Annotated in this window: 16 protein-coding genes; 5 read left to right on the top strand and 11 right to left on the bottom strand. The window is 72.3% G+C overall.

Translation table 11 applies throughout. The features are described 5' to 3' along the window. Positions 1-5: 5 nt before the first annotated feature. Both ACNYS0_RS04500 and ACNYS0_RS04495 read right to left on the bottom strand, forming a co-directional pair. Positions 6-359 carry an STAS domain-containing protein gene (locus ACNYS0_RS04500; RefSeq protein ID WP_422471336.1) on the bottom strand — a complete coding sequence of 118 codons (354 nt, stop codon included), beginning with the start codon at positions 357-359 and terminating at the stop codon, positions 6-8. 249 nt (positions 360-608) lie between these two features. Continuing rightward, positions 609-2,171, bottom strand: coding sequence for a FadD3 family acyl-CoA ligase (locus ACNYS0_RS04495; protein ID WP_422471335.1), 1,563 nt, complete (start codon positions 2,169-2,171; stop codon positions 609-611). Positions 2,172-2,473: 302 nt separating this feature from the next. On the opposite strand from ACNYS0_RS04495, the gene ACNYS0_RS04490 reads away from it, so the two are divergent. After that, entirely contained in the window at positions 2,474-3,694 is a 1,221-nt protein-coding gene (locus ACNYS0_RS04490) for an FAD-dependent monooxygenase (RefSeq protein ID WP_422471334.1), read from the top strand. Between the two features lie 383 nt (positions 3,695-4,077). Then, positions 4,078-5,364: a glycoside hydrolase family 26 protein gene (locus ACNYS0_RS04485; protein ID WP_422471333.1), complete on the top strand. Its 1,287-nt coding sequence runs from the start codon at positions 4,078-4,080 to the stop codon at positions 5,362-5,364. A 32-nt stretch (positions 5,365-5,396) separates the two neighbouring features. On the opposite strand, the gene ACNYS0_RS04480 is transcribed toward ACNYS0_RS04485, so the two are convergent. From ACNYS0_RS04480 to ACNYS0_RS04445, 8 genes are all read right to left on the bottom strand, one after another. Next, positions 5,397-6,512, bottom strand: coding sequence for a GNAT family N-acetyltransferase (locus tag ACNYS0_RS04480; protein WP_422471332.1), 1,116 nt, complete (start codon positions 6,510-6,512; stop codon positions 5,397-5,399). Next, on the bottom strand, positions 6,512-7,171 hold the full coding sequence (locus tag ACNYS0_RS04475; protein ID WP_422471331.1) for a YveK family protein: 660 nt from the start codon (positions 7,169-7,171) through the stop codon (positions 6,512-6,514). Before ACNYS0_RS04475 ends, ACNYS0_RS04480 begins: the two co-directional genes overlap by 1 nt. Positions 7,172-7,175: 4 nt before the next feature. Then, positions 7,176-8,318, bottom strand: a complete 1,143-nt coding sequence (locus tag ACNYS0_RS04470; RefSeq protein WP_422471330.1) for a glycosyltransferase — start codon at positions 8,316-8,318, stop codon at positions 7,176-7,178. Next, the gene (locus tag ACNYS0_RS04465) at positions 8,315-9,016 is read right to left on the bottom strand and encodes a polysaccharide deacetylase family protein (RefSeq protein WP_422482451.1); all 702 of its coding nucleotides are present in this window, start codon (positions 9,014-9,016) and stop codon (positions 8,315-8,317) included. Before ACNYS0_RS04465 ends, ACNYS0_RS04470 begins: the two co-directional genes overlap by 4 nt. A gap of 70 nt (positions 9,017-9,086) precedes the next feature. Further along, positions 9,087-10,754, bottom strand: a complete 1,668-nt coding sequence (murJ, locus tag ACNYS0_RS04460; RefSeq protein ID WP_422471329.1) for a murein biosynthesis integral membrane protein MurJ — start codon at positions 10,752-10,754, stop codon at positions 9,087-9,089. Further along, on the bottom strand, positions 10,751-12,091 hold the full coding sequence (locus tag ACNYS0_RS04455; RefSeq protein WP_422471328.1) for an O-antigen ligase family protein: 1,341 nt from the start codon (positions 12,089-12,091) through the stop codon (positions 10,751-10,753). Before ACNYS0_RS04455 ends, murJ begins: the two co-directional genes overlap by 4 nt. A gap of 4 nt (positions 12,092-12,095) precedes the next feature. Beyond that, positions 12,096-13,565, bottom strand: coding sequence for a sugar transferase (locus ACNYS0_RS04450; RefSeq protein ID WP_422471327.1), 1,470 nt, complete (start codon positions 13,563-13,565; stop codon positions 12,096-12,098). Continuing rightward, on the bottom strand, positions 13,562-14,713 hold the full coding sequence (locus tag ACNYS0_RS04445) for a glycosyltransferase family 4 protein (RefSeq protein ID WP_422471326.1): 1,152 nt from the start codon (positions 14,711-14,713) through the stop codon (positions 13,562-13,564). The genes ACNYS0_RS04450 and ACNYS0_RS04445 overlap by 4 nt, the downstream gene beginning before the upstream one ends. A gap of 556 nt (positions 14,714-15,269) precedes the next feature. Here ACNYS0_RS04445 and ACNYS0_RS04440 point away from each other — a divergent pair. Together ACNYS0_RS04440 and ACNYS0_RS04435 are read left to right on the top strand one after the other, a co-directional pair. Further along, positions 15,270-15,686, top strand: coding sequence for a tyrosinase family oxidase copper chaperone (locus ACNYS0_RS04440; RefSeq protein WP_422471325.1), 417 nt, complete (start codon positions 15,270-15,272; stop codon positions 15,684-15,686). Between the two features lie 5 nt (positions 15,687-15,691). Next, entirely contained in the window at positions 15,692-16,561 is an 870-nt protein-coding gene (locus ACNYS0_RS04435; RefSeq protein WP_422471324.1) for a tyrosinase family protein, read from the top strand. 65 nt (positions 16,562-16,626) lie between these two features. On the opposite strand, the gene ACNYS0_RS04430 is transcribed toward ACNYS0_RS04435, so the two are convergent. Next, the gene (locus tag ACNYS0_RS04430) at positions 16,627-16,929 is read right to left on the bottom strand and encodes a chaplin (RefSeq protein WP_422413258.1); all 303 of its coding nucleotides are present in this window, start codon (positions 16,927-16,929) and stop codon (positions 16,627-16,629) included. A gap of 234 nt (positions 16,930-17,163) precedes the next feature. Between ACNYS0_RS04430 and ACNYS0_RS04425 the strand changes: the two genes are divergently transcribed. Then, the gene (locus ACNYS0_RS04425; protein ID WP_422471323.1) at positions 17,164-18,360 is read left to right on the top strand and encodes an FAD-dependent monooxygenase; all 1,197 of its coding nucleotides are present in this window, start codon (positions 17,164-17,166) and stop codon (positions 18,358-18,360) included. Positions 18,361-18,375: the final 15 nt, after the last annotated feature.

The raw sequence follows: 18,375 nt of genomic DNA, 5'->3' as shown, positions 1-18,375 counted from the left end.
CCGGCTCAGGGTCCTGTGGCGTCGTCCGGCGGTGGCGGCTCGGGCGTGGCGAGCAGCAGGTCGGTGGTGCCGGAGATGTCCAGGACCCGGCGCACCGGCCTGCTGACGGCGATCAGGCGCAGACTGCCTCCCGCGTCGGCGGCCAGCCGGTGATGGCGTACGAGGAGGTTGATGCCGGTCGAGTCGGTGAACGGCACGTCGGCGAAGTCGAGTTCGCAGCGGCGTGGATGCAACGGAACCAGCGCGCGGTCGAGACCGGGCGCCGTATTGAGGTCGAGTTCCCCGCGCGCGTGGAGAAGAACGAGGTCTCCGGCGTCGACGACGTGGATGTCGAAGACGGGTGAGGTCGGCGTGCTCATGGTTGTTGCTCCTCGGCCTGCCCCGCTTGAGGTGCGTTGAGTTCTCCATGGAAGCACCGAGCGCACCGTCCGTGCATCAGATCCGACGGAAGGCGGCCAAGGACGCTTGTTGGTCATGCCCCTGGCATATGGTGGAGCGGACCATCGGCGGCGAACAGACGGTCCTGGGTGCACGGTGGCATATGGCCGGCCGTTCGGGACGAGTTCCGGGAAAGCGACGCGCATGACGTCCCATGCCCCGGCGTCGGCTCACTCCCTGGACGGCCGTTCCTTGCGGGCGCGTTCGCGCAGCGTGACCTTGTCGACCTTGCCCGCCGCGTTGTGCGGCAGGGCGTCCACGGGGACGAAGGCGCGCGGCACCTTGAAGTTGGCGAGCCGCTCCCGCGCCCAGCCGGCCAGCTCCGAGGTGTCGATCCCGGCGTCGTCCGCCGCGACGCAGTACGCGACACCCACCTCGCCGAGCCGCTCGTCCGGCGCGCCGACGACGGCCACGTCGGCGAGGGCGGGGTGGCCGCGCAGCGCCTGCTCGATCTCGGCGGGATAGGCGTTGAATCCGCCGACCAGGAACATGTCCTTGAGCCTGTCGGTGATCGTCAGGAAGCCGCGCTCGTCGAGGCGCCCGACGTCACCGGTGCGCAGCCAGCCGTCGGCGTCGAGCGCGGCGGCCGTGGCGTCCGGGTCGTCGAGGTAGCCGCGCATCACCTGGTAGCCGCGGACCAGGACCTCGCCCTCGCCCTCGGCGAACCGGCCGGCCGAGGCGTCGATCCGGATCTCGGTGCCGGGCATCGCGGGACCGGCCGTGTGGGCCAGGGTGTGGGTGTCCTCGTCGGGCGAGCAGATGGTGGCGAAGCCGTTCGTCTCGGTGAGCCCGTAGGCGGTGAACACGGTGTGCGCGCCGAGTTCGCGGATCTGCTCGATGATCCTGGTGGGAATGTTGGAGGCGCCGGTGCCCGCCATGCGCAGCGACGACAGGTCGTGGGCGGGCCGCAGCGGGTGGTTCAGCAGGGAGAGGAAGACCGTCGGCGCGCCCGTGAGCACCGAGACACGGTCGCGCTCGATCCGCTCCAGGACCCGCGCCGCGTCGAACACCGGCTCCGGCAGCACCGCCGCGCCCCGCAACAGGCAGGCCACGAAGCCCGCCTTGTAGCCGAACGTGTGGAAGAACGGGTTGACCAGCAGATACCGGTCCCCGAACCGGAGTGTCACCGACCGCGCCCAGTCCCCGGAGGCCCGGACCACCTGACCGTGCTCGCCGATCACCCCCTTGGGGCGGCCCGTGGTGCCCGAGGTGAACAGCAGATCGCTCGGATCGTCCGGGGCCACCGCCGCCGACCGTTCCTCCCGCTCGCGGGAGGAGACCGCGTCGCCCAGGGCGAGGAACGCGTCCCAGTCACCGTCGTCGTGCAGGGCCACCACCCGTTCCAGGGCGGGCAGTTCATGGCCGTCCTCGATCTCGGCGCGGTAGTCGCGGCTCAGGAAGTCGTGCTCGGTGAGCAGCACGCGGGCACGCGCCCGGCGCAGGATGTCGGCGGCCTCCGGGGCGCGGTAGCGGGTGTTGACCGGCACGAGGACACCGCCCGCGGCCAGGGCGCCCAGCGCGGCGATCACCCACCGGTCGCTGTTGGACGCCCAGATGCCGACCGACTCGCCGGGCCGCAGTCCGTGCCCCATCAGGGCCCGCGCGGCCCGGTCGACCTGATCGCGCAGGGTGCGGAACGTCCAGCGGTTCCCCCGGAACGAGAGGGCCTCCGCGTCGCCGTGGGCGTCGGCCGCCCAGTCGGCGAGGCGGGCCAAGGTGTGCGGGCCGCCCATGTGTTGTCGTCCTCCCGGTCGCCGTGGCAGTGCAGAGCATCGGACGGTCGGAGCGTGCCACGGGGGAGGGGCGGGCGCAGTGGGGTGTTCCCGGTGGGCGGGAAAGCCGACGCATCGGCGCCATCACAGCCGCGGGGGCGGCCCTGCTGCTCATGTCCCCACGTGGCCGGATTAAGTGGAGATGGTGTCTCCAGTTGGATGGTACGGTGGCTCCGTTAAATGGAGAAAGCATCTCCGTTTGGCTTGCCGTGGTCGGAGGAGTCGCCGACCCGGCCGCCCCGGATGGAAGAGGGAAGTCAGCCATGAGCATCCCCGCACCCCGCGCCCTGGTCGTCGGCATGGGCATCGGCGGCCTCGCCGCCGCGATGCGCCTGCACGAGGTCGGCTGGGAGCCCGTCATCGTCGAGCGAGCTCCCGAGCGCCGCTCCGCCGGGTACTTCATCGGCCTGTTCGAGGCCGGCCGCGCCACCGCGCAGCGGATGGGCGTCCTGGACGCCATCGGCAACCGCGCCGCCCCGGACGGCATCACCTACGACGTCGACCGCAACGGCCGCCGCCGCCCCGGCATGGGCTACGGCGACCTGCCCGGCGGCCCCCGCCTGATGCTCCGAGGCGACATCGAGGCCGCCCTGTACGACACCGTCGCGCCACGCACCGAGATCCGCTACGGCACCACCCCCACCGCCCTCGACGAACACCCCGACGGCGTCGACGTCACCCTCCGGACCACGACCGCCCGCGGCGACGCCTCGGCGGTCACCGAACGGTTCGCCCTCGTGGTCGGCGCGGACGGCCTGCGTTCCACCGTGCGGCGCCTCGCGTTCGGCCCGCACGAGCAGTTCATGCGCCCCCTGAACCACATCATCGGCGCCACCGTCATGAAGGAGCCGATCCCCGGCTACCGGCCGCAGGACGGCCTCGTACTGGCCGAACCGGGCCGCTCGGTGTGGACCTTCCCGTTCTCCGACCGCGCGCCCGGCCTGCTGTTCAATTACCGCACCACCGACGTCGATGCCCAGTTCCGCCGCCCGCCCGTCGAGTCCCTGCGGGCCGCCTTCGGTCCGGAGCCGACCGGCCCCGTCCTGGAGCACCTGCTCGAGGAGTTCGAGCGGGCCGAGGACCACCTCTTCGACTCCGTCCACCAGGTCGAGATGGACACCTGGCACACCGACCGCGTCGTCCTGCTCGGCGACGCCGCGTGGTGTCTCACCCTCTACTCCGGGATGGGTGCCTCCACCGCGATGGCGGGCGCCGACCTCCTGGGCACCCTGCTCCAGCGCAACCCCGGCAACACGGCCCGCGCGCTGCGCGAATGGGAGCAGAGGCTGCGCCCCTTCATGGAGGTCCAGCAGCGGTCCGGCCGCACGATGGGCCTGACGATGTTCGTCCCGCAGACCCGCAAGGACAAGGCGATGCGTACCGCCATGCAGCGGGTACAGGCGGGCCGCGTCGGCAAGAAGGTCATGTCGGCCCTGATGGCCAAGGCGTTCAGGGAGAAGTCGATCGACGTCGCCGCCGTCTGAGGGGCGTCCGGTCGGGAAGGCCCCCGTGCACTTCCCGACCCGCACGGGGCGCGGCCGTCGTCGGCTGCCTCCCCACGGCGCGAGGCCGACGGCTGGGAGGAAGGCAGTGCGGGAGCCCTCGTGCCGGAATCAGTGGACCACCTCCGGATGCGCCGAGAGGGGCGTCTTCACTCGTTCGCCCGCAACCTCACCCCAAATGAGGGCAGGGCGCATGTGTGCTCGATCCGGGGCGGCGTGCGCAGCGGACGTCGTGGGCGAAGTGCCGACCCGCGGGTGACACGTGAGGGTGACGAAAGGGGGCATCCGCGAATCCACGAATGGCGCCATGAGCATACATATGACTGAGTGTCAGGAATGGAGCGAGCGCGGGACGAGGAGCATGCATGGTCGGAAAGCACCGCCGGACGAGCCGGAGACGGCTTCCGCTGATCGCGGCGGGCGCTCTGGTTCCGCTCGTCGTCGTGTCGGGATCGTCCGTGTCCATCGAGCACGCGGACGCCGTCGCCCGCAACGGCCCGAGCCCGTCCGCCTCGGCGACACCTACACCTACACCTACCCCCACCCGCACACCGACGCCCACCGCCTCCACGAGCCCCACCGCCTCCGTGGCCCCGACCCCGCCCCCGTCCCCTTCCTCGGGCACAGGCGCGAAGGGCAGGTTCCCCGCCTTCGGGGCCTATCTGGACTACGGGCCCCAGGGCGTGACCCGGATGACGAAACTGTCGGACTGGCTCGGCGGCGCCGACCTCCGCGTCGGGCACACGTATCTGCCCGGTGACCGGTGGGTCAACATCGAGGGCGCGCCCGACTTCCTCGACGCCTGGGCCAAGTGGCGCAACGCGCGCGCCGACCGGACCTTCGTGCTCAACGTGCCCATGCTGGAGCGCAACGAGGCGGGTGTCTCGGACGCCGAGGTGCGGATGATGCTGCGGCGCGGTGCCGCGGGCGACTTCGACCAGCACTTCAAGACCCTGGCCAAGCGCCTGGTCGACCTGAAGGTGCCGGACACCGTCGTGGTGCTCGGCTGGGAGATGAACGGCACCACGTACACGCACCGCTGCGGTCCAGACCCCGCGGCATGGAAGCAGTACTGGAACCGGATCGTGAAGACGATGCGTTCCGTTCCCGGGCAGAAGTTCCGCTTCGACTTCACGCCGAGCCGCGGCCGCGACGCCGTGCCGTGGACCGAGTGCTATCCGGGCGACGACGTGGTCGACATCGTCGGCATGGACTCCTACGACCAGCCGCGGGGCAAGTCCTTCGACGAGCAGGTGACCGAGCCCTACGGTCTGCAAAAACAGGTCGACTTCGCCAAGGAGCACAAGAAGCCGATCTCCTACCCGGAGTGGGGGCTGTTCCGCAACGGCGACAACGCCGTGTACATGCGCCGCATGCTCGCCTGGATGGACGAGCACAAGCCGCTCTACAACACCCTGACCGACTACTGCCCGCACGGTGTGTGGCAGTGCGACGAGAACCCGAAGGCGTCCCAGGCCTACCGGTCCATGCTGACCGGGCGCGACAAGCCGACCGCGCCCCCGAAGCCGACGGCTCCCACGCAGCCGGAGCAGAACCCGAAGTGCCACCCGATCAACCTGGGCGACTGGGTGGAGCGCTGGCTCGGCGGCACGGTGTGCGTCCGCTTCGACTGGTGGTTGCGCAAGAACTGAGTCGGTACGACCGCGGTGGCGGCCCCGTCCTTCTAGGCGGGGCCGCCGCCGCGTTCCCGCCAGGCCCGACGTGCCCGCTTGGCGCCGGAGCGGGCGCCGACGGCGGCGAGGAGCGCGGCCAGTTGGGGTGCGGAACCGGGGCGCGCGAGCAGCAGGCGCTGGTTGACGAGCTGCTCGGGCCGCCAGTGCAGCTTGTACGGCTCGGTGCCGCGCAGCAGGCTCAGCACCTGGGACCGTGTCCCCTCCTGAAGGTGCTGGGCGCTCGAGCGGAGCAGCATCGTCGCCACGTCGACCTTGCGTTCCCGGAGTTGCGGGTGCGCGCCGTAGAGGTAGCCGCCCGCGAGCCGTGGTGACACGAAGGTCAGGTCGGCCGCCACGACGGCGCCGTCCAGGGTGAACTCCGTGACGACCGCGTCGCCGCTCTCCGCCATGAGGGCGGCCGAGCGTGACAGATGCTCGGCGAAGCGCGGCTTCACGTGCTCCGCGGTCACCTTCCGCTCCTGCCACTGCAATCGATGCAGAGCGAGCAGTCGGCGCACCGACGCGTCGACCTCCGCGGCGGGCACCACTCGGCGCTCGATCCCGGTGGCGTCCAGCTTGCGCATCTTGGCCCGTGCCCGCTGCGCACGGGGCCGGGGCAGGCGCTGCACCAGGTCGTCCATCGGCAGCGCGGGCAGTTCCAGACACGCCGAGTCGTCGAACCGGCGGCGCAGGCCCGGCCAGTTGTCGTGCAGCGTCTGCGCGGCGCTGCCCGGCCTGACCTCCCGCAGGTCGATCACCGCGCCCCTGGCCAGGCGCCACAGCCCCGCGCCCAGCGCTTCCACCGCGTGTCCGCCCGCCTCCGCGTCCACGAGTACGTCACTGAAGTCGGAGATGCCCGTCCCGAGCGGTGTCAGCACGGGGAAGGGCCGCAGCCCGCGCATCAGCGGCGCGGCGGCGACGAGCCGGCCGTCGCTGCGGACGAGCACGACGCGCAGGGCGCCCGCCTGCCCGTACGACAGCCACCACGAGTGCAGCCAGGCATGGCTCTGGAACGGCGTCGCGCTCGGAGACGACCGGTGCAGCCGGTTCCACTCCTCGCGCAGGGACGCGAACTCGGCCGCGTCCGTGCACACCGTGACGGCGGGCCCGTCGCCGCCTGCCGCCATCAGGCGCCACCCCGCAGCCCGGCCGCCGGGGCGGGCACCGTGGCCGTGGCGGCCCCGGACTCGCGGCGCGGGCGGACCAGCAGCGCGAGCCCGCCGAGCAGCCCGCCCGCGCAACCGCCCACGAGGGTGGTCAGCGCGGCGGACGGCGTCGAGGGCTCCGTCGGCTCGACGGCCTTGGAGAACCGCAGCAGCTTCACATGAGTGTCGCCCTTGGCCTCGCTCGCGCTGGCGGTGAGCGCGCGGGCCACGGCGTCGGCCATCTTCTTGGCCTGCGCGGGCTTCGCCGCCGCCGCGGACAGCGCCACCATCGGCGCGTCCGGCGAGGTCTCGGCGCGCACCTGGGACTTCAAGGTCTGCACCGACACACCCGCCTTGTCCTGGGCGTCGGCGAGGACCGCGACCTGAGTGGCCACCCGGCTGTACGCCTGGGCGAAGCCGAGCGCCGACATCGAGTCGGACTGTTTGGTCGGCACGGCGATCACATAGCTCGTCGCCGTGTACTGCGGGGTGCTCACCGCGCCGTACGTGCCACCGGCGATCGCACCGACCACGATGCCCACGGGCAGCGGCCACCAGCGCGGCAGTTTGCGTGTGCTGCCGCCGATACGGCCGGACAGCGCGCGGGGGGCCTCGGTCTCCTGTGCGGTTTCGGTCTTCACGTCGTCACTCCTGGGGTGCGGATGTCGGTGCGCCCAGTGCCGTCGCGTACACCTCGTGGTGCAGGGCGGCGCTGCGGGCGATGCTGTAGTGGAGGGCAGCCCGCGTCGGGGGCCTGGGGCCCGCCGGCGCGGCGCCGAGTCTTCGGACCTCGCGGGCGAACGCGGTCGGCGAGCACGGCACCCGGACGGCGTGTGCCCCGGTGCCTCCTGACAGGTCGTCGAGGGCCGGGCAGGTGACGTAGAGGACGGGGAGGCCGCAGGCCTGCGCCTCCACCACGGCCAGGCCGAAGGCCTCGTCGACGGACGGGGAGGCCAGCACGTCCATCGCGGACATCAGGGCCGGCAGGTCGACGACCCCGCCCGTTCGGCCGGTGGCGGTGTGCGGGCGCTCCCCGGCGAAGACGACGCGGTCGAACACGCCCGCCTCGCGCGCCGTCCGACGCAGCGACTCCTCCTCGGGGCCGGTGCCGACGAGCAGGAGGCGTACGTCGCCGGGCAGTTCGCGCAGCGCGGCGATCAGCACGTCGAACCGCTTGCCCGGGACGAGCCGGCCGACGCCGCCGATCACGAACGCGTCGGAGGGCAGGCCCAGTTCACCCCGGGTGGCGGCACGGGCGGCGGCATCGAAGGCGAAGCGGTCGATGTCGACGCCGTTCGGGACGACGTGCACCCGGTGGGGCGCCACGCCCCACCGGTCAAGACGCTCGGCCACCGCCGGGGACACGGCGACGGTCGCCCGTCCAAGACGCTCGCCCGCCAGATACAGGGCGCGCACCCCCGGGGTGAGCGGGCGCCCCTCGATCTGGCCGTCGCCGAGGGAGTGCTCGGTGGCCACGACGGCCCGCACGCCCGCGATCCGCGCCGCGATCCGCCCGTACAGGCAGGCGCGGTACAGGTGGGTGTGCACCAGGTCGTAGCGCCCGTCGCGAATGAAGCGCGCCAGGCGGGGCAGCGCCCGCGCGTCCCGGTTGCCCGCCATGCCGAGGTGGGCGACGCGCACCCCGTCGTGGCGCAGTCCGGCGGCGACCTGTCCCGGGTTGGTCAGGGTCAGTACGTCGTGACTGCCCGGCAAGTGCCGGACCAACAGGCGCAGTTGCTGTTCCGCGCCGCCCGCGCCGAGGCCGGTGATGATGTGCAGGGCCTTCACCGGGCGGCCCCGCCGGGCTCCCAGGCGTGCCGGCAGCCCGGGTGGACGCGCCGTTTGAGTTCGAGGCGCCACGGTGTGTCGCGCTGCCCGACGAAGACGCGGGGCATCGCGTGCACGCCGGTCAGCGGGCCGGGGGAGACGGCGCAGGCGTAGCGGTAGCCCGCGCGGCGCACCGCTTCCACGGTCGGCGCGTCGACGCTTCCGTACGGGTAGCAGAAGCCGTGCACCGGGCCGCCGATGAGTTCGGCGATCTGCGCCCTGCTGCGCTGGATCTCGGCACGGCGCTCGTCCTCGTCGAGGCGGGTGAGGTCGACGTGCAGGAGGCCGTGCGAACCGATCTCCATGCCGGCCGCCGCGGCGGCCCTGATGCCCTGCGCGGTCAGCAGCGGTTTGCGCGGGCCGCTCGCGTCCCACGCGTTCTCGCCGCCGAGCCGGCCCGCGAGCACGAACACGGTGGCGGTGCAGTCGTAGTGCCGCAGCAGCGGCAGCGCGTTCTCGACGAAGTCGCCGTAGCCGTCGTCGAAGGTCAGGCCGACCAGGCCGCGCCCGAGGCCGCGGCTGCGGGCATCGAGAAGCTGCGCGACGCCGACCCCGCGCAGGCCGCGCGAGCGCAGCCAGCTCAGCTGCTGGCGCAGCCGCTCGGGGGAGACGGTGACGTTGTAGGGGTCGTCGGAGCAGTCGTCGACGGAGTGGTACATCGCCACCCACGGCGACCTGCGGGGCAACAGGCCCCTCGGGCGGGCGCCAGGGGGTCCCTGGAGCGCTGTTTCAACGGGCATTCCGGAGCTTTCTGGTCGCGATGCGGACGGCGGGCAGAAACGCCTGGACCTTCAGGGCCCACAGGAGGAGCCCGAACACGGCACCGATGGCCAGGCAACCGGTGGCGAGGGCGGACAGGGGCTGCTCGACGCGGGCCGTGCACAGCAGGCCGACGGCCGTGGCGGCCACCGCCGCGAGCAGGGTCTTGGCGAGTTCGCGCAGCACGGCGGGGATCCGCACGGGCACGCTGCGCCGGTCCATCGCCGCGAGCAGCAGGACGGCGGTGAACGTGATGCCCAGCGCGTTGGCGGCCGCGATGCCGCCGACGCCCCAGGCGCCGACCGCCCACACCCCGGCGCCGGCCGTGAGCGTCATGCCCGCGGCCATCGCGGCGACCGGGTACCAGCTGGGCCGGCCCGCGGAGAAGTAGGAGCGCACGAGCGCCCCCACCAGGCAGTGCCCGAGCAGCCCCAGCGAGTAGACCCGCATGACGGACGCGGTGGCCGCGGTGTCATCGGCGGTGAACGCGCCGCGCTGGAAGAGGAGTTGGATGATCTGTGGGGCGCAGGCGAACACCACGGCCGCGCCGGACAGCACGATGCAGGCGGCGAGCGCCACGTCGCGCTCGACGCGGTCCCGCGCGTGCTCGACGTCGCCGCGTGCCAGCGCCTTGGCCACGACCGGGAACGTGACGGTGCACAGCATCAGCGAGAGCACCATCGGCAACTGCGCGACCTTCTGCGCGTAGTTGAGTTCGGAGATCGCCCCGGACGGCAGTGAGGAGGCGAGGAAGCGCTCGATGAACACCTGGGCCTGCCGGCACAGCGCGAACAGCAGCACCGTGGCGATCAGGGCCAGGTTCATCGGCTGCCGGTCCGCCGCCTTCGCCTCCGGATCGCCCGCGAGCTGCGCACCGCGCCGCAGCCTGCGTCGCAGCGTCGGCGCCTGCACGAGCACCATCAGGACGCCCCCGACCGCGACCCCCGCCGCTGCCGAGCGCACCCCCCAGCGGTCGGCGAGGACCAGCATGGTGGCGATGATGCCGGTGTTGTACGCGACGTAGATGGCGGCCGGCGGCAGATAGCTGCTGTGGGCGCGCAGGGCGGCGCTGCAATACCCCGCCAGCCCGAACGTGAACACACATGTCGCGGTCAAACGGGTGCAGTCGACGGCCAGTTGCGGATCGGGCAGACCCGGCGCGAGCAGCGTCACCAGGGGCCGGGCGCCGGCCATCAGCAGCGCGGCGCACGCCGCGAAGGCCAGGGTCAGGCGGGGCAGCGAGCCGGCCACCAGCGCCCGCACCGGATCATGCCGATGCGGGCTCGTCCCGTCGGCAGCGCGCGCGGCGAGCGCGGCACTGAACGCGGGCACCAGCATGAACGCCAGACCGTCCTCGATGAGCAGCGTCGCCGCCACCTCGGGCACCGTCCACGCCACCAGGAAGGCATCGGTCTCGCTGCCCGCCCCGAACAGCTGCGCCAGCGCCTGGTCCCGGCCCAGGCCGAGCAGCGAACCGGCCGCCGACAGCGCGGCGGTCAGCAGCGCGACCCGGGCCAGGAAGGAGCTGGAGGCGCGGTGCCCGTCCCCGTCGACGCCAAGTCCTTCCGGGGCCGGCTGGGTCGGCACCGTGGAGGAGAGCGGCGACTTGGCCCGGCCCGCGGGCAGAGTGCGCTTCACCGGCCGCCCGCCGTCCCGGACGCCGCGGGCGACAGCGCCCACCAGGCGGCCAGGCCGAACACGACGGCGGTGAGCACCGTGGAGGGCCCGCCGATGTCCGAGTAGACGAAGTCGATCAGCTGCCAGGTGAGCAGTCCGCAGCCGATGAGCGCGCAGTCCAGGCCGCCGCCGCGCCGGTGCGCGGTGGCGAGCCGCCGTGCACCGCACACCAGCAGCGCCACCCAGGAACCGGCGACGGCGACCAGGCTCAACAGGCCCTGCTCGCTGAGGATCAGGAGGTACATGTTGTGCGGCGACAGCAGCGGCTGGCGGTGGTACGCGGCCCCGGCGCCGGCCACGTCGCTGCCCGCGGACAGGGCGATCGAGGCGTGGCTGTCGCGGTACGCGGGGAAGTTCTTGAGCCCGACCCCGGTGGCCGGGTGCTCCTCCCACATGTCGATGGCGGCCGCCCACATCGTGTACCGGTCCGTGACGGACTGGTCGGGCGCGGCGGTGACCTGGGTGATGCTGCTCAGGCGCTCCTCCAGCATCGACGTGCCCACGCCGAAGCCGCCGACGAGGACGACGGCCGCGGCGACGGCGGCGGCCAGCAGCCGCACCGCCCGGCCAAGCCCGCCGAGCACGATCTGAAGCACGCACACCGCGCCTGTGGCGATCCACGCCCCGCGGCTGAAGGACAGCGCCAGCGGCACCACGAGCGCCAGGGCGCAGACCCGGGCGGCGATCCGCACACGACGGCCCTCCCCGCCGAGCGCCAGCGCCAGCGCGCACACCAGCCCGTACGCGACCACCGTGGACATGCCCATCACGTCCGTGGCGCCGAACGTGCCGACGGCCCGGATGTCCTCGCCCGCGTACGAGGCGCCCGTCCCGGTCAGGTACTGGTGCACGCCGATCGCGCCCTGCCACAGGCCGAGCGCCACAAGCCCCCAGGCGACCAGCCGGAAGTCCGCGCGGTCGCGCACGAGCAGCAGTACGGCCGCGGGCACGAGGACGAGGATCTGGTAGTAACGCGCCATCCCCTCCAGGGCGTTGCCAGGCGAGTCGGCGCCGAGGGCGGCCACCGCGACGGCGACGACGGGAAGGCCGAGGACGACGAGCGCGGTGCGGGTCAGCGGGCGCGCGCGGCGCCGGGCGAGCCGCACCGCACAGAAGATCACGACGAGTCCCGAGACCGCGTCGGCCGGGGTGCCGCCGCCCTCGCCCCCGGACGCCGGCAGGGCCAGCATGCCGATCAGGAGGAGGACGGGCAGCACGGGTCCGGCGCGGCGCACCTGCCGCAGGCCGAAGGCGAGCGGGCCGGGGCGGGGAAGGGAGACGGCGGGCAGAACGGTCACGGTGTCAGCTCCCCCTCGGCCGGAAGAGCTCGGACGCCGTGCGCAGCAGGATGGTGATGTCCTTCCACAGAGACCAGTCGGCGATGTACGCGTTGTCGAACCGGCAGCGGTCCTCGATGGAGGTGTCGCCGCGCAGGCCGTGGATCTGGGCGAGCCCGGTGATCCCGGTCGGCATCCGGTGCCGTTCGCTGTAGCCGGGGTGCGCCTCGCTGAACTGCGCCACGAAGTAGGGGCGTTCGGGCCGCGGGCCCACGAGGCTCATGTCGCCGCGGAAGACGTTCCACAGCTGCAACAGCTCGTCGAGCGAGGTGCGGCGCAGGAAGTGGCAGAACCACGACATCTGCTGCTCGTTCGCGACACTCCAGCGCGTCGCCGACTCCATCGCGTCGGCCGGCCGGTGGGTACGGAACTTCAGCAGGGTGAACGGGCGGCCGTCCTTACCGATGCGCTTCTGGCGGAACACGACACCGGGGCCCTCGCTGATCCGCAGCCACAGCGCGCACGTCGCAAGGACCGGCGAGGCAAGCGCCAACAGCGCGGCGGAGAACACGAGATCCAGTGCCCGCTTACCGGGATGCAGCGGCAGGTGCGGCCCCCTCAGGGGTCTGCATCGAAAGCCCGCCAGGTAGCGGTCCGCCTCGCGCAGCTGGGGAACGTAGGGCGACGGATGCGGGTCCAACTCCCAGATCTCGCAGCGCAGTTCCGCCAGGGCGTGCAGGAAGGCCCGTTGCCGTGGGGCGCCCGCACTGCCGAGCACGATCGCCTGCCGCACGTCGTTCTGCACGACCGCTCGGCGCAGGTCCTCCACGGTCGTCAGGACCGGCAGGGCGGGCGTGGCGTCGTGCTGCTGCTGATCCGCGGCGGCGCCGTCACCGGCGATGCCCACGAGCCGGATACCGGTCGCCGGGTGCCGCTGGAGCGCGGCGGCCACCCGCGATGCGGCCGGCTCCGATCCCACCAGCAGCGCCGCGCACGGCTGCCGCAGCAGGGCCACGCGCCGCTGCCGGTGCACGAAGGCCCGGCCCAGCAGGGCGAGGGCGATGTGCACGGCGCAGCCCAGGAGCAGGCTCTGCCCCGGGATCCGGTGCAGCAGGGACAGGCTCGCGCAGACGGCCGTGAGGACACACCACGCGACAGTGGCACGCGTGACGACCGCGGGGCAGTCGTCGAGCATGTGCTGATCGTGGGCGAGCCGGTACAGGCCGCCGGAGCCGAACAGGACCAGCGAGAGCAGGGCGAAGCAGGCCACCAACCAAGGCTGTTGGAGGAGTGGGGCGAGGACGAGCGCGCCGACCACCGAGGCCGTGCCGTCCGTCGCGCACAGCAGCGCCCGGGACGTGCCCGAGGGCGCACCACCGGTCAGCCTCGTCCTCGGGATGTTCGCGTTCCGCTGGGTGATGACGGTGGTTGCGGCACCCGCCTCGTCCCGGGTGAGCTGCCGGGCGGGCGAGGAGACGATGCGGTCGTGGGTCACGTCGTGATCCGCTCTCTGTGCTCGATGGTCTCCGGGCCCAGCAGTTCTGCGTAGACGTCCGCGACCGCGGCGGCGGTGCGTCGGACGTCGTGATGGGCGCGAACATGGGCGCAGGCGTCACGGCCCAGCGCGCGCAGGCCCTCGGGATCATGCAGCAGATCCCGCAACGCCCTTGCCAGGCCCACGGAATCGTCCGGTGCGGTCAGGCACCGGGGCGCCAGATGGTGGGGCAGGCTCTCGCGGGCTCCGGCCACTTCGGTGAGGAGTGCGGGGCTTCCGCACGCCATGGCCTCCAGGGGCGCGAGCGCCATGCCCTCCCACCGGGACGGCAGCACCACGAGGTCCGCGGCCCGGTACCAGGGCGCCGGATCGTCGAGCGCCCCGGTGAAGGTCACCGAGGGGCCGGCCGCGGCCCGCAGGCGCGCCTCTTCCGGACCGTCGCCCACCAGCACCAGGCGGGCGTTCGGCACCGCGCGAAGCACCTCGGGCCACGCCGCGAGCAGCACGTCCTGGCCCTTCTGCCGGCACAGCCGCCCCACGCACACGACCAGCGGGCCCTCCCGAGCGGCGGGCGGCCGCTCGCGAGCGGCCGGGCCGTGCGGGTGGAAGCGCTCCAGGTCCACGCCGTTGGGCACGAACCGCCACCGCGCCGCGATCCCGCGGGCGCTGCCGGTGCGCTGCTCGGCCCCGCTGACACAGACCGTTCGGGCGGCCCAGCGAGCCGCGCTCCGCTCCCAGGCCAGGGCCAGCCGGGCCTGGGTTCCGCCGACCGCCTCGAAGGACCAGGCGTGCGGCTGGAAGACGGTGGGGACCCGGCCGCGCACCACGAGCCGGGCGACCATGCCCGCCTTGGAGCTGTGGACGTGGATGACATCGGGGCGTACGCGGGACACCAGGGCGGTGAGCCGGCGCGTCTCGCTCACGAGACCCTTGCCCGGGGACCTGGAGGCCTCCCAGGCGAGGGCCTCGCAGCCGAGGGCGGCCACGCTCTGCCGCAGGCCGCCGGTGGTGGGACAGGCCACCGACACGTGCATGCCGCGGGCCCGTTGCATGCGCACCAGGTCCGTCACCACGCGCGCGACCCCGCCGTCGGTCGGCTGGGTCACGTGCAGGACGCGCGGTGGCGAGGATGCGGGCGGTGGTGTCACGCGAGGCAGGAAACAGCCTTTCGAATTGGGCACGGCCTGCTTCCCCTTCAGGAATGAGTGGATGCGCTGCGGCACCGGGTAATTAATGAGGAAGTCCGACTTCTCTTGGGGGCTTCGCCGGAAAGCGGCCTTCAGTTAATACACCACTGTGTTGGAGTTGTGAAACTCTCACCTCTCGCGTGACCGCGTCCCGCGACACACTTCAACGACCACACGGGTAATCACCCGTTCGGAGTCGAAACCTTCGTCAACCTCGGTCCGTTGATTCACACGGCAGACGAGTGTCCTGGTCGACGCGGTGTCGTGGATGTCATGACCACGTAATTCGCGAGGTCGGGACCCGGCGTCGGAACCGGTGTCGGGAACATTGCGGCGGCGCGTTAATCGGGAAAGCGTGGTGTGCGGGTTTCAGCTAATGCGCAGGTATGTTGGCGTTGTGAACATCACGACCCTTCTGCGACGCCAGTTTGTTGCACACCCGAGCGATCGAACGGAATTTCTCCCGCCCAGTCCCGGACCGCCGGTACAACGCGGGACGCGCCAGGGGGAGGAGGTCGTGAATTTCCCGGCGATCCCGGTCGACGAGCGGGCCGGGCGGCCGCCGGGGGGAGGGTCGCGCCTGACCAGACGCAGCGCGGGCCTGATCCTGGTGGGCGCCCTGTGCAGCGCCACCGCCGTCCTCACGGTCCGGCCCTTCGAGCGCGGCGAACCGGGCCCGGGCGCCGACGCGTTCGACGAGAACTACCTCGGTCGGCACATCGTCGGCACCCGGCTGCCCGGAGCGGCGGCGGGAGCGGGCACCTGGCAGGTGACCGTCGACGGACGCCCGTTGCACCTCATGCGCCGCGCGGACGGCACGTACCTCAGCATGGTCGACCACTACACGGCCTACGACACACCGCTCGCCGCGGCGAAGGCGGCCGTCGAGGAGCTCGGAAACCAGCAACTGCGGCCGCATGAAGGGGAGATGTGAGGCCTGTGGTGTACACACGTCAGAACCAGCGCACGCTCACGAAGGCCCAGAAGCGGCGCTTCGTCGACGCGGTGCTCGCCCTCAAACGCTCCGGCCGCTACGACGAGTTCGTGCGGACGCACATCGACTTCTACGTGGGTGACGGGGACGGCGGGCTGCGGGTCGCGCACATGACCCCCTCGTTCTTCCCCTGGCACCGCAAGTTCTTGCTGGAGTTCGAGAGGGCGCTGCAAAAGGTGGACTCGGGCGTCGCGGTTCCCTACTGGGACTGGACCGTGGACCGCACGCCGGCCGTCTCCCTGTGGGGCGACGACTTCCTCGGCGGCAACGGCCGCCGCTCCGACCGCCAGGTGACCACGGGGCCCTTCGCGCACCGCAACGGGCACTGGGACATCAAGGTGGCCGTGACCGACGGGGACTTCCTGATGCGGGACTTCGGCCGTCCGCAGGCCCCGGTCGAGCTGCCCAGCAAGGCGGAGCTCGCCGACGCCATGGACGAGACCACGTACGACGTGGAGCCGTGGAACTCCCTTGCGCCGCGCGGCTTTCGCAACCGGCTGGAGGGCTGGCCCGTGCGCCGGGGGGACCGGCGGTGGTTCAATCACAACCAGGTGCACCGCTGGGTCAGCGGGCACATGCTCGGCGCCGGTTCGGTGAACGACCCCGTCTTCTGGCTGCACCACGCCTTCGTCGACCTGTGCTGGTCGCGGTGGCGCCGGCGGCACCCGAAGGCCGACCCCTATCTTCCCGCGCGGGGGCCGGGACCCGGCGACCCGCAGCGCGGCCGCGTACTCGCGCTGGGCGACACCATGCCGCCGTGGGACACCCCGCTGCGCGACATGCTCGAGCACAAGTCGCTGTACCGCTACGAATGACCGCCCGCACGGCGACGGCCCCCGACACCATGTGCCGGGGGCCGTCGTCAGATTCGGCGCGAGGGTCAGCCGCCGTAGCCGGCGTCGTCGCCGTAGCCGCCGCCGTTGCCGTCGTCGTCGTGGCCGCCGTCACCGTTGGTGCAGGCGTTGCCGAAGGCCGGGTTGAGCGCACCGATGACGTTCACGGTGTTGCCGCAGACGTTGATCGGGACGTGGATCGGAACCTGGACCAGGTTGCCCGACAGGACGCCGGGCGAGTTGGTGGCAGCGCCCTGAGCACCCGCGTCGGCCATGGCCAGACCGGCGCCGCTGAGCACCACGGCGCCCGTGCCGAAAGCGACAGCGGTTGCCTTCGCGATGCGTGACATCACGTTCTCCTTTTGCTGTACAGGTGCGGCCGCGTGATCGCAGCCGTCGGCTCATTCAACGGCGGGATGCACCCTCGGTCACGGTTCATACACGGATAGATGGTGAAAACACCGGGAATTCAGCCGCAATGGGTGAGCGGCGGCGGGTACATTCCGGACATTCGTGGGTCGGGCGGCACGGCTTCGACCCCCAACTGCCAGACAGCGCCGCGTTCGCGGCAGAAATGAGCGCACATGAAGGTGGTCTGCGTCGGCGGGGGACCCGCGTCCCTGTACCTGGCCATTCTCCTGAAGCTTCAGGGCCGCGGCCTGGACGTCACCGTGTACGAGAAGAACCCCGCCGGGTCGACCTACGGCTGGGGCGTCACCTACTGGCCGGACATGCTCACGCTGCTCGCGGAGCACGACGAGGTGTCCGCCCGCGCCATCGAGCGGCATTCGGTGCGTTGGCGCGACGGCGTGGCGCACGTCCGCGACCGGGTCACGACCCACCACGGCGACGAGGGCTTCGCGATCGGCCGCCACCGCCTGCTCGAACTCCTCGGGGAGCGGGCGACATCGCTCGGCGTGGACCTGCGCTTCGGTACCTCGATCCCGCGGTCGGACGCGCACGCGGAGGGCGACCTGATCGTGGCGGGCGACGGTTCGCGCAGCAGCCTGCGCGAGCAGCACGCGGAACACTTCGGAACCCAAGTCGCCCTGGGCGGCAACCGGTTCATCTGGCTGGGCACCACGCGGGTCTTCCACTCCTTCACCTTCGCCTTCGTGGAGAGCGACCACGGCTGGCTGTGGTGCTACGCGTACGGGTTCGACGGCACGCACAGCACCTGCATCGTCGAGTGCTCGCCCGCGACCTGGGCGGGACTCGGCCTCGACGTCATGGAGCGCTCCGACGCCCTGAAACTCCTGGAGGGCCTCTTCGCCGACGTCCTGAAGGGGCATCCGCTCATCGGCCGCACGGACACCGACGGCCCCTCGCAGTGGCAGCGGTTCCGCACCGTCACCAACCGGACCTGGTCCCACGGCAATCTGGTCCTGCTCGGCGACGCCGCCCACACCACGCACTACTCCATCGGCGCCGGCACCACGCTGGCGATGCAGGATGCCATGGCGCTGGCCCGCGCCCTGCGCGAGCCGGGACCGCTCCCGGCCGCGCTCGCACGCTACGAACGCGAACGGCGACGGGAGTTGCTGTCCGTGCAGAGCGCGGCCCGGCACAGCGCGCACTGGTACGAGAACCTGACGCGCTACATCCACCTGGAACCGCACCAGATGTTCGCCCTGCTGGGGCAGCGCCACTCCCCGCTGCTCCCGTACGTGCCGCCGCAGCTCTACTACCGGCTCGACCGGGCGGTCGACCAGGCCCAGGCCCTGCGCCGACTCAAGCGCTGGCTCGGCCCGCGCGTCGCGCGTGTTCTCCAGAACAAGTGACCTTGCGGAGCCGGT

Origin of the sequence: Streptomyces anthophorae (genome assembly GCF_049310305.1) — a bacterium.
Lineage (GTDB): Bacteria > Actinomycetota > Actinomycetes > Streptomycetales > Streptomycetaceae > Streptomyces.
This window is presented reverse-complemented; position numbering and strand designations above follow the sequence as displayed.

What these genes read in the sequence shown, in the direction of transcription:
- ACNYS0_RS04490 (WP_422471334.1), top strand. Translation starts at nt 2,474, where the DNA reads ATGAGCATCCCCGCACCCCGCGCCCTGGTCGTCGGCATGGGCATCGGC.
- ACNYS0_RS04465 (WP_422482451.1), bottom strand. Translation starts at nt 9,016, where the DNA reads ATGTACCACTCCGTCGACGACTGCTCCGACGACCCCTACAACGTCACC.
- ACNYS0_RS04430 (WP_422413258.1), bottom strand. Translation starts at nt 16,929, where the DNA reads ATGTCACGCATCGCGAAGGCAACCGCTGTCGCTTTCGGCACGGGCGCC.
- ACNYS0_RS04425 (WP_422471323.1), top strand. Translation starts at nt 17,164, where the DNA reads ATGAAGGTGGTCTGCGTCGGCGGGGGACCCGCGTCCCTGTACCTGGCC.
- ACNYS0_RS04500 (WP_422471336.1), bottom strand. Translation starts at nt 359, where the DNA reads ATGAGCACGCCGACCTCACCCGTCTTCGACATCCACGTCGTCGACGCC.
- ACNYS0_RS04495 (WP_422471335.1), bottom strand. Translation starts at nt 2,171, where the DNA reads ATGGGCGGCCCGCACACCTTGGCCCGCCTCGCCGACTGGGCGGCCGAC.
- ACNYS0_RS04485 (WP_422471333.1), top strand. Translation starts at nt 4,078, where the DNA reads ATGGTCGGAAAGCACCGCCGGACGAGCCGGAGACGGCTTCCGCTGATC.
- ACNYS0_RS04480 (WP_422471332.1), bottom strand. Translation starts at nt 6,512, where the DNA reads ATGGCGGCAGGCGGCGACGGGCCCGCCGTCACGGTGTGCACGGACGCG.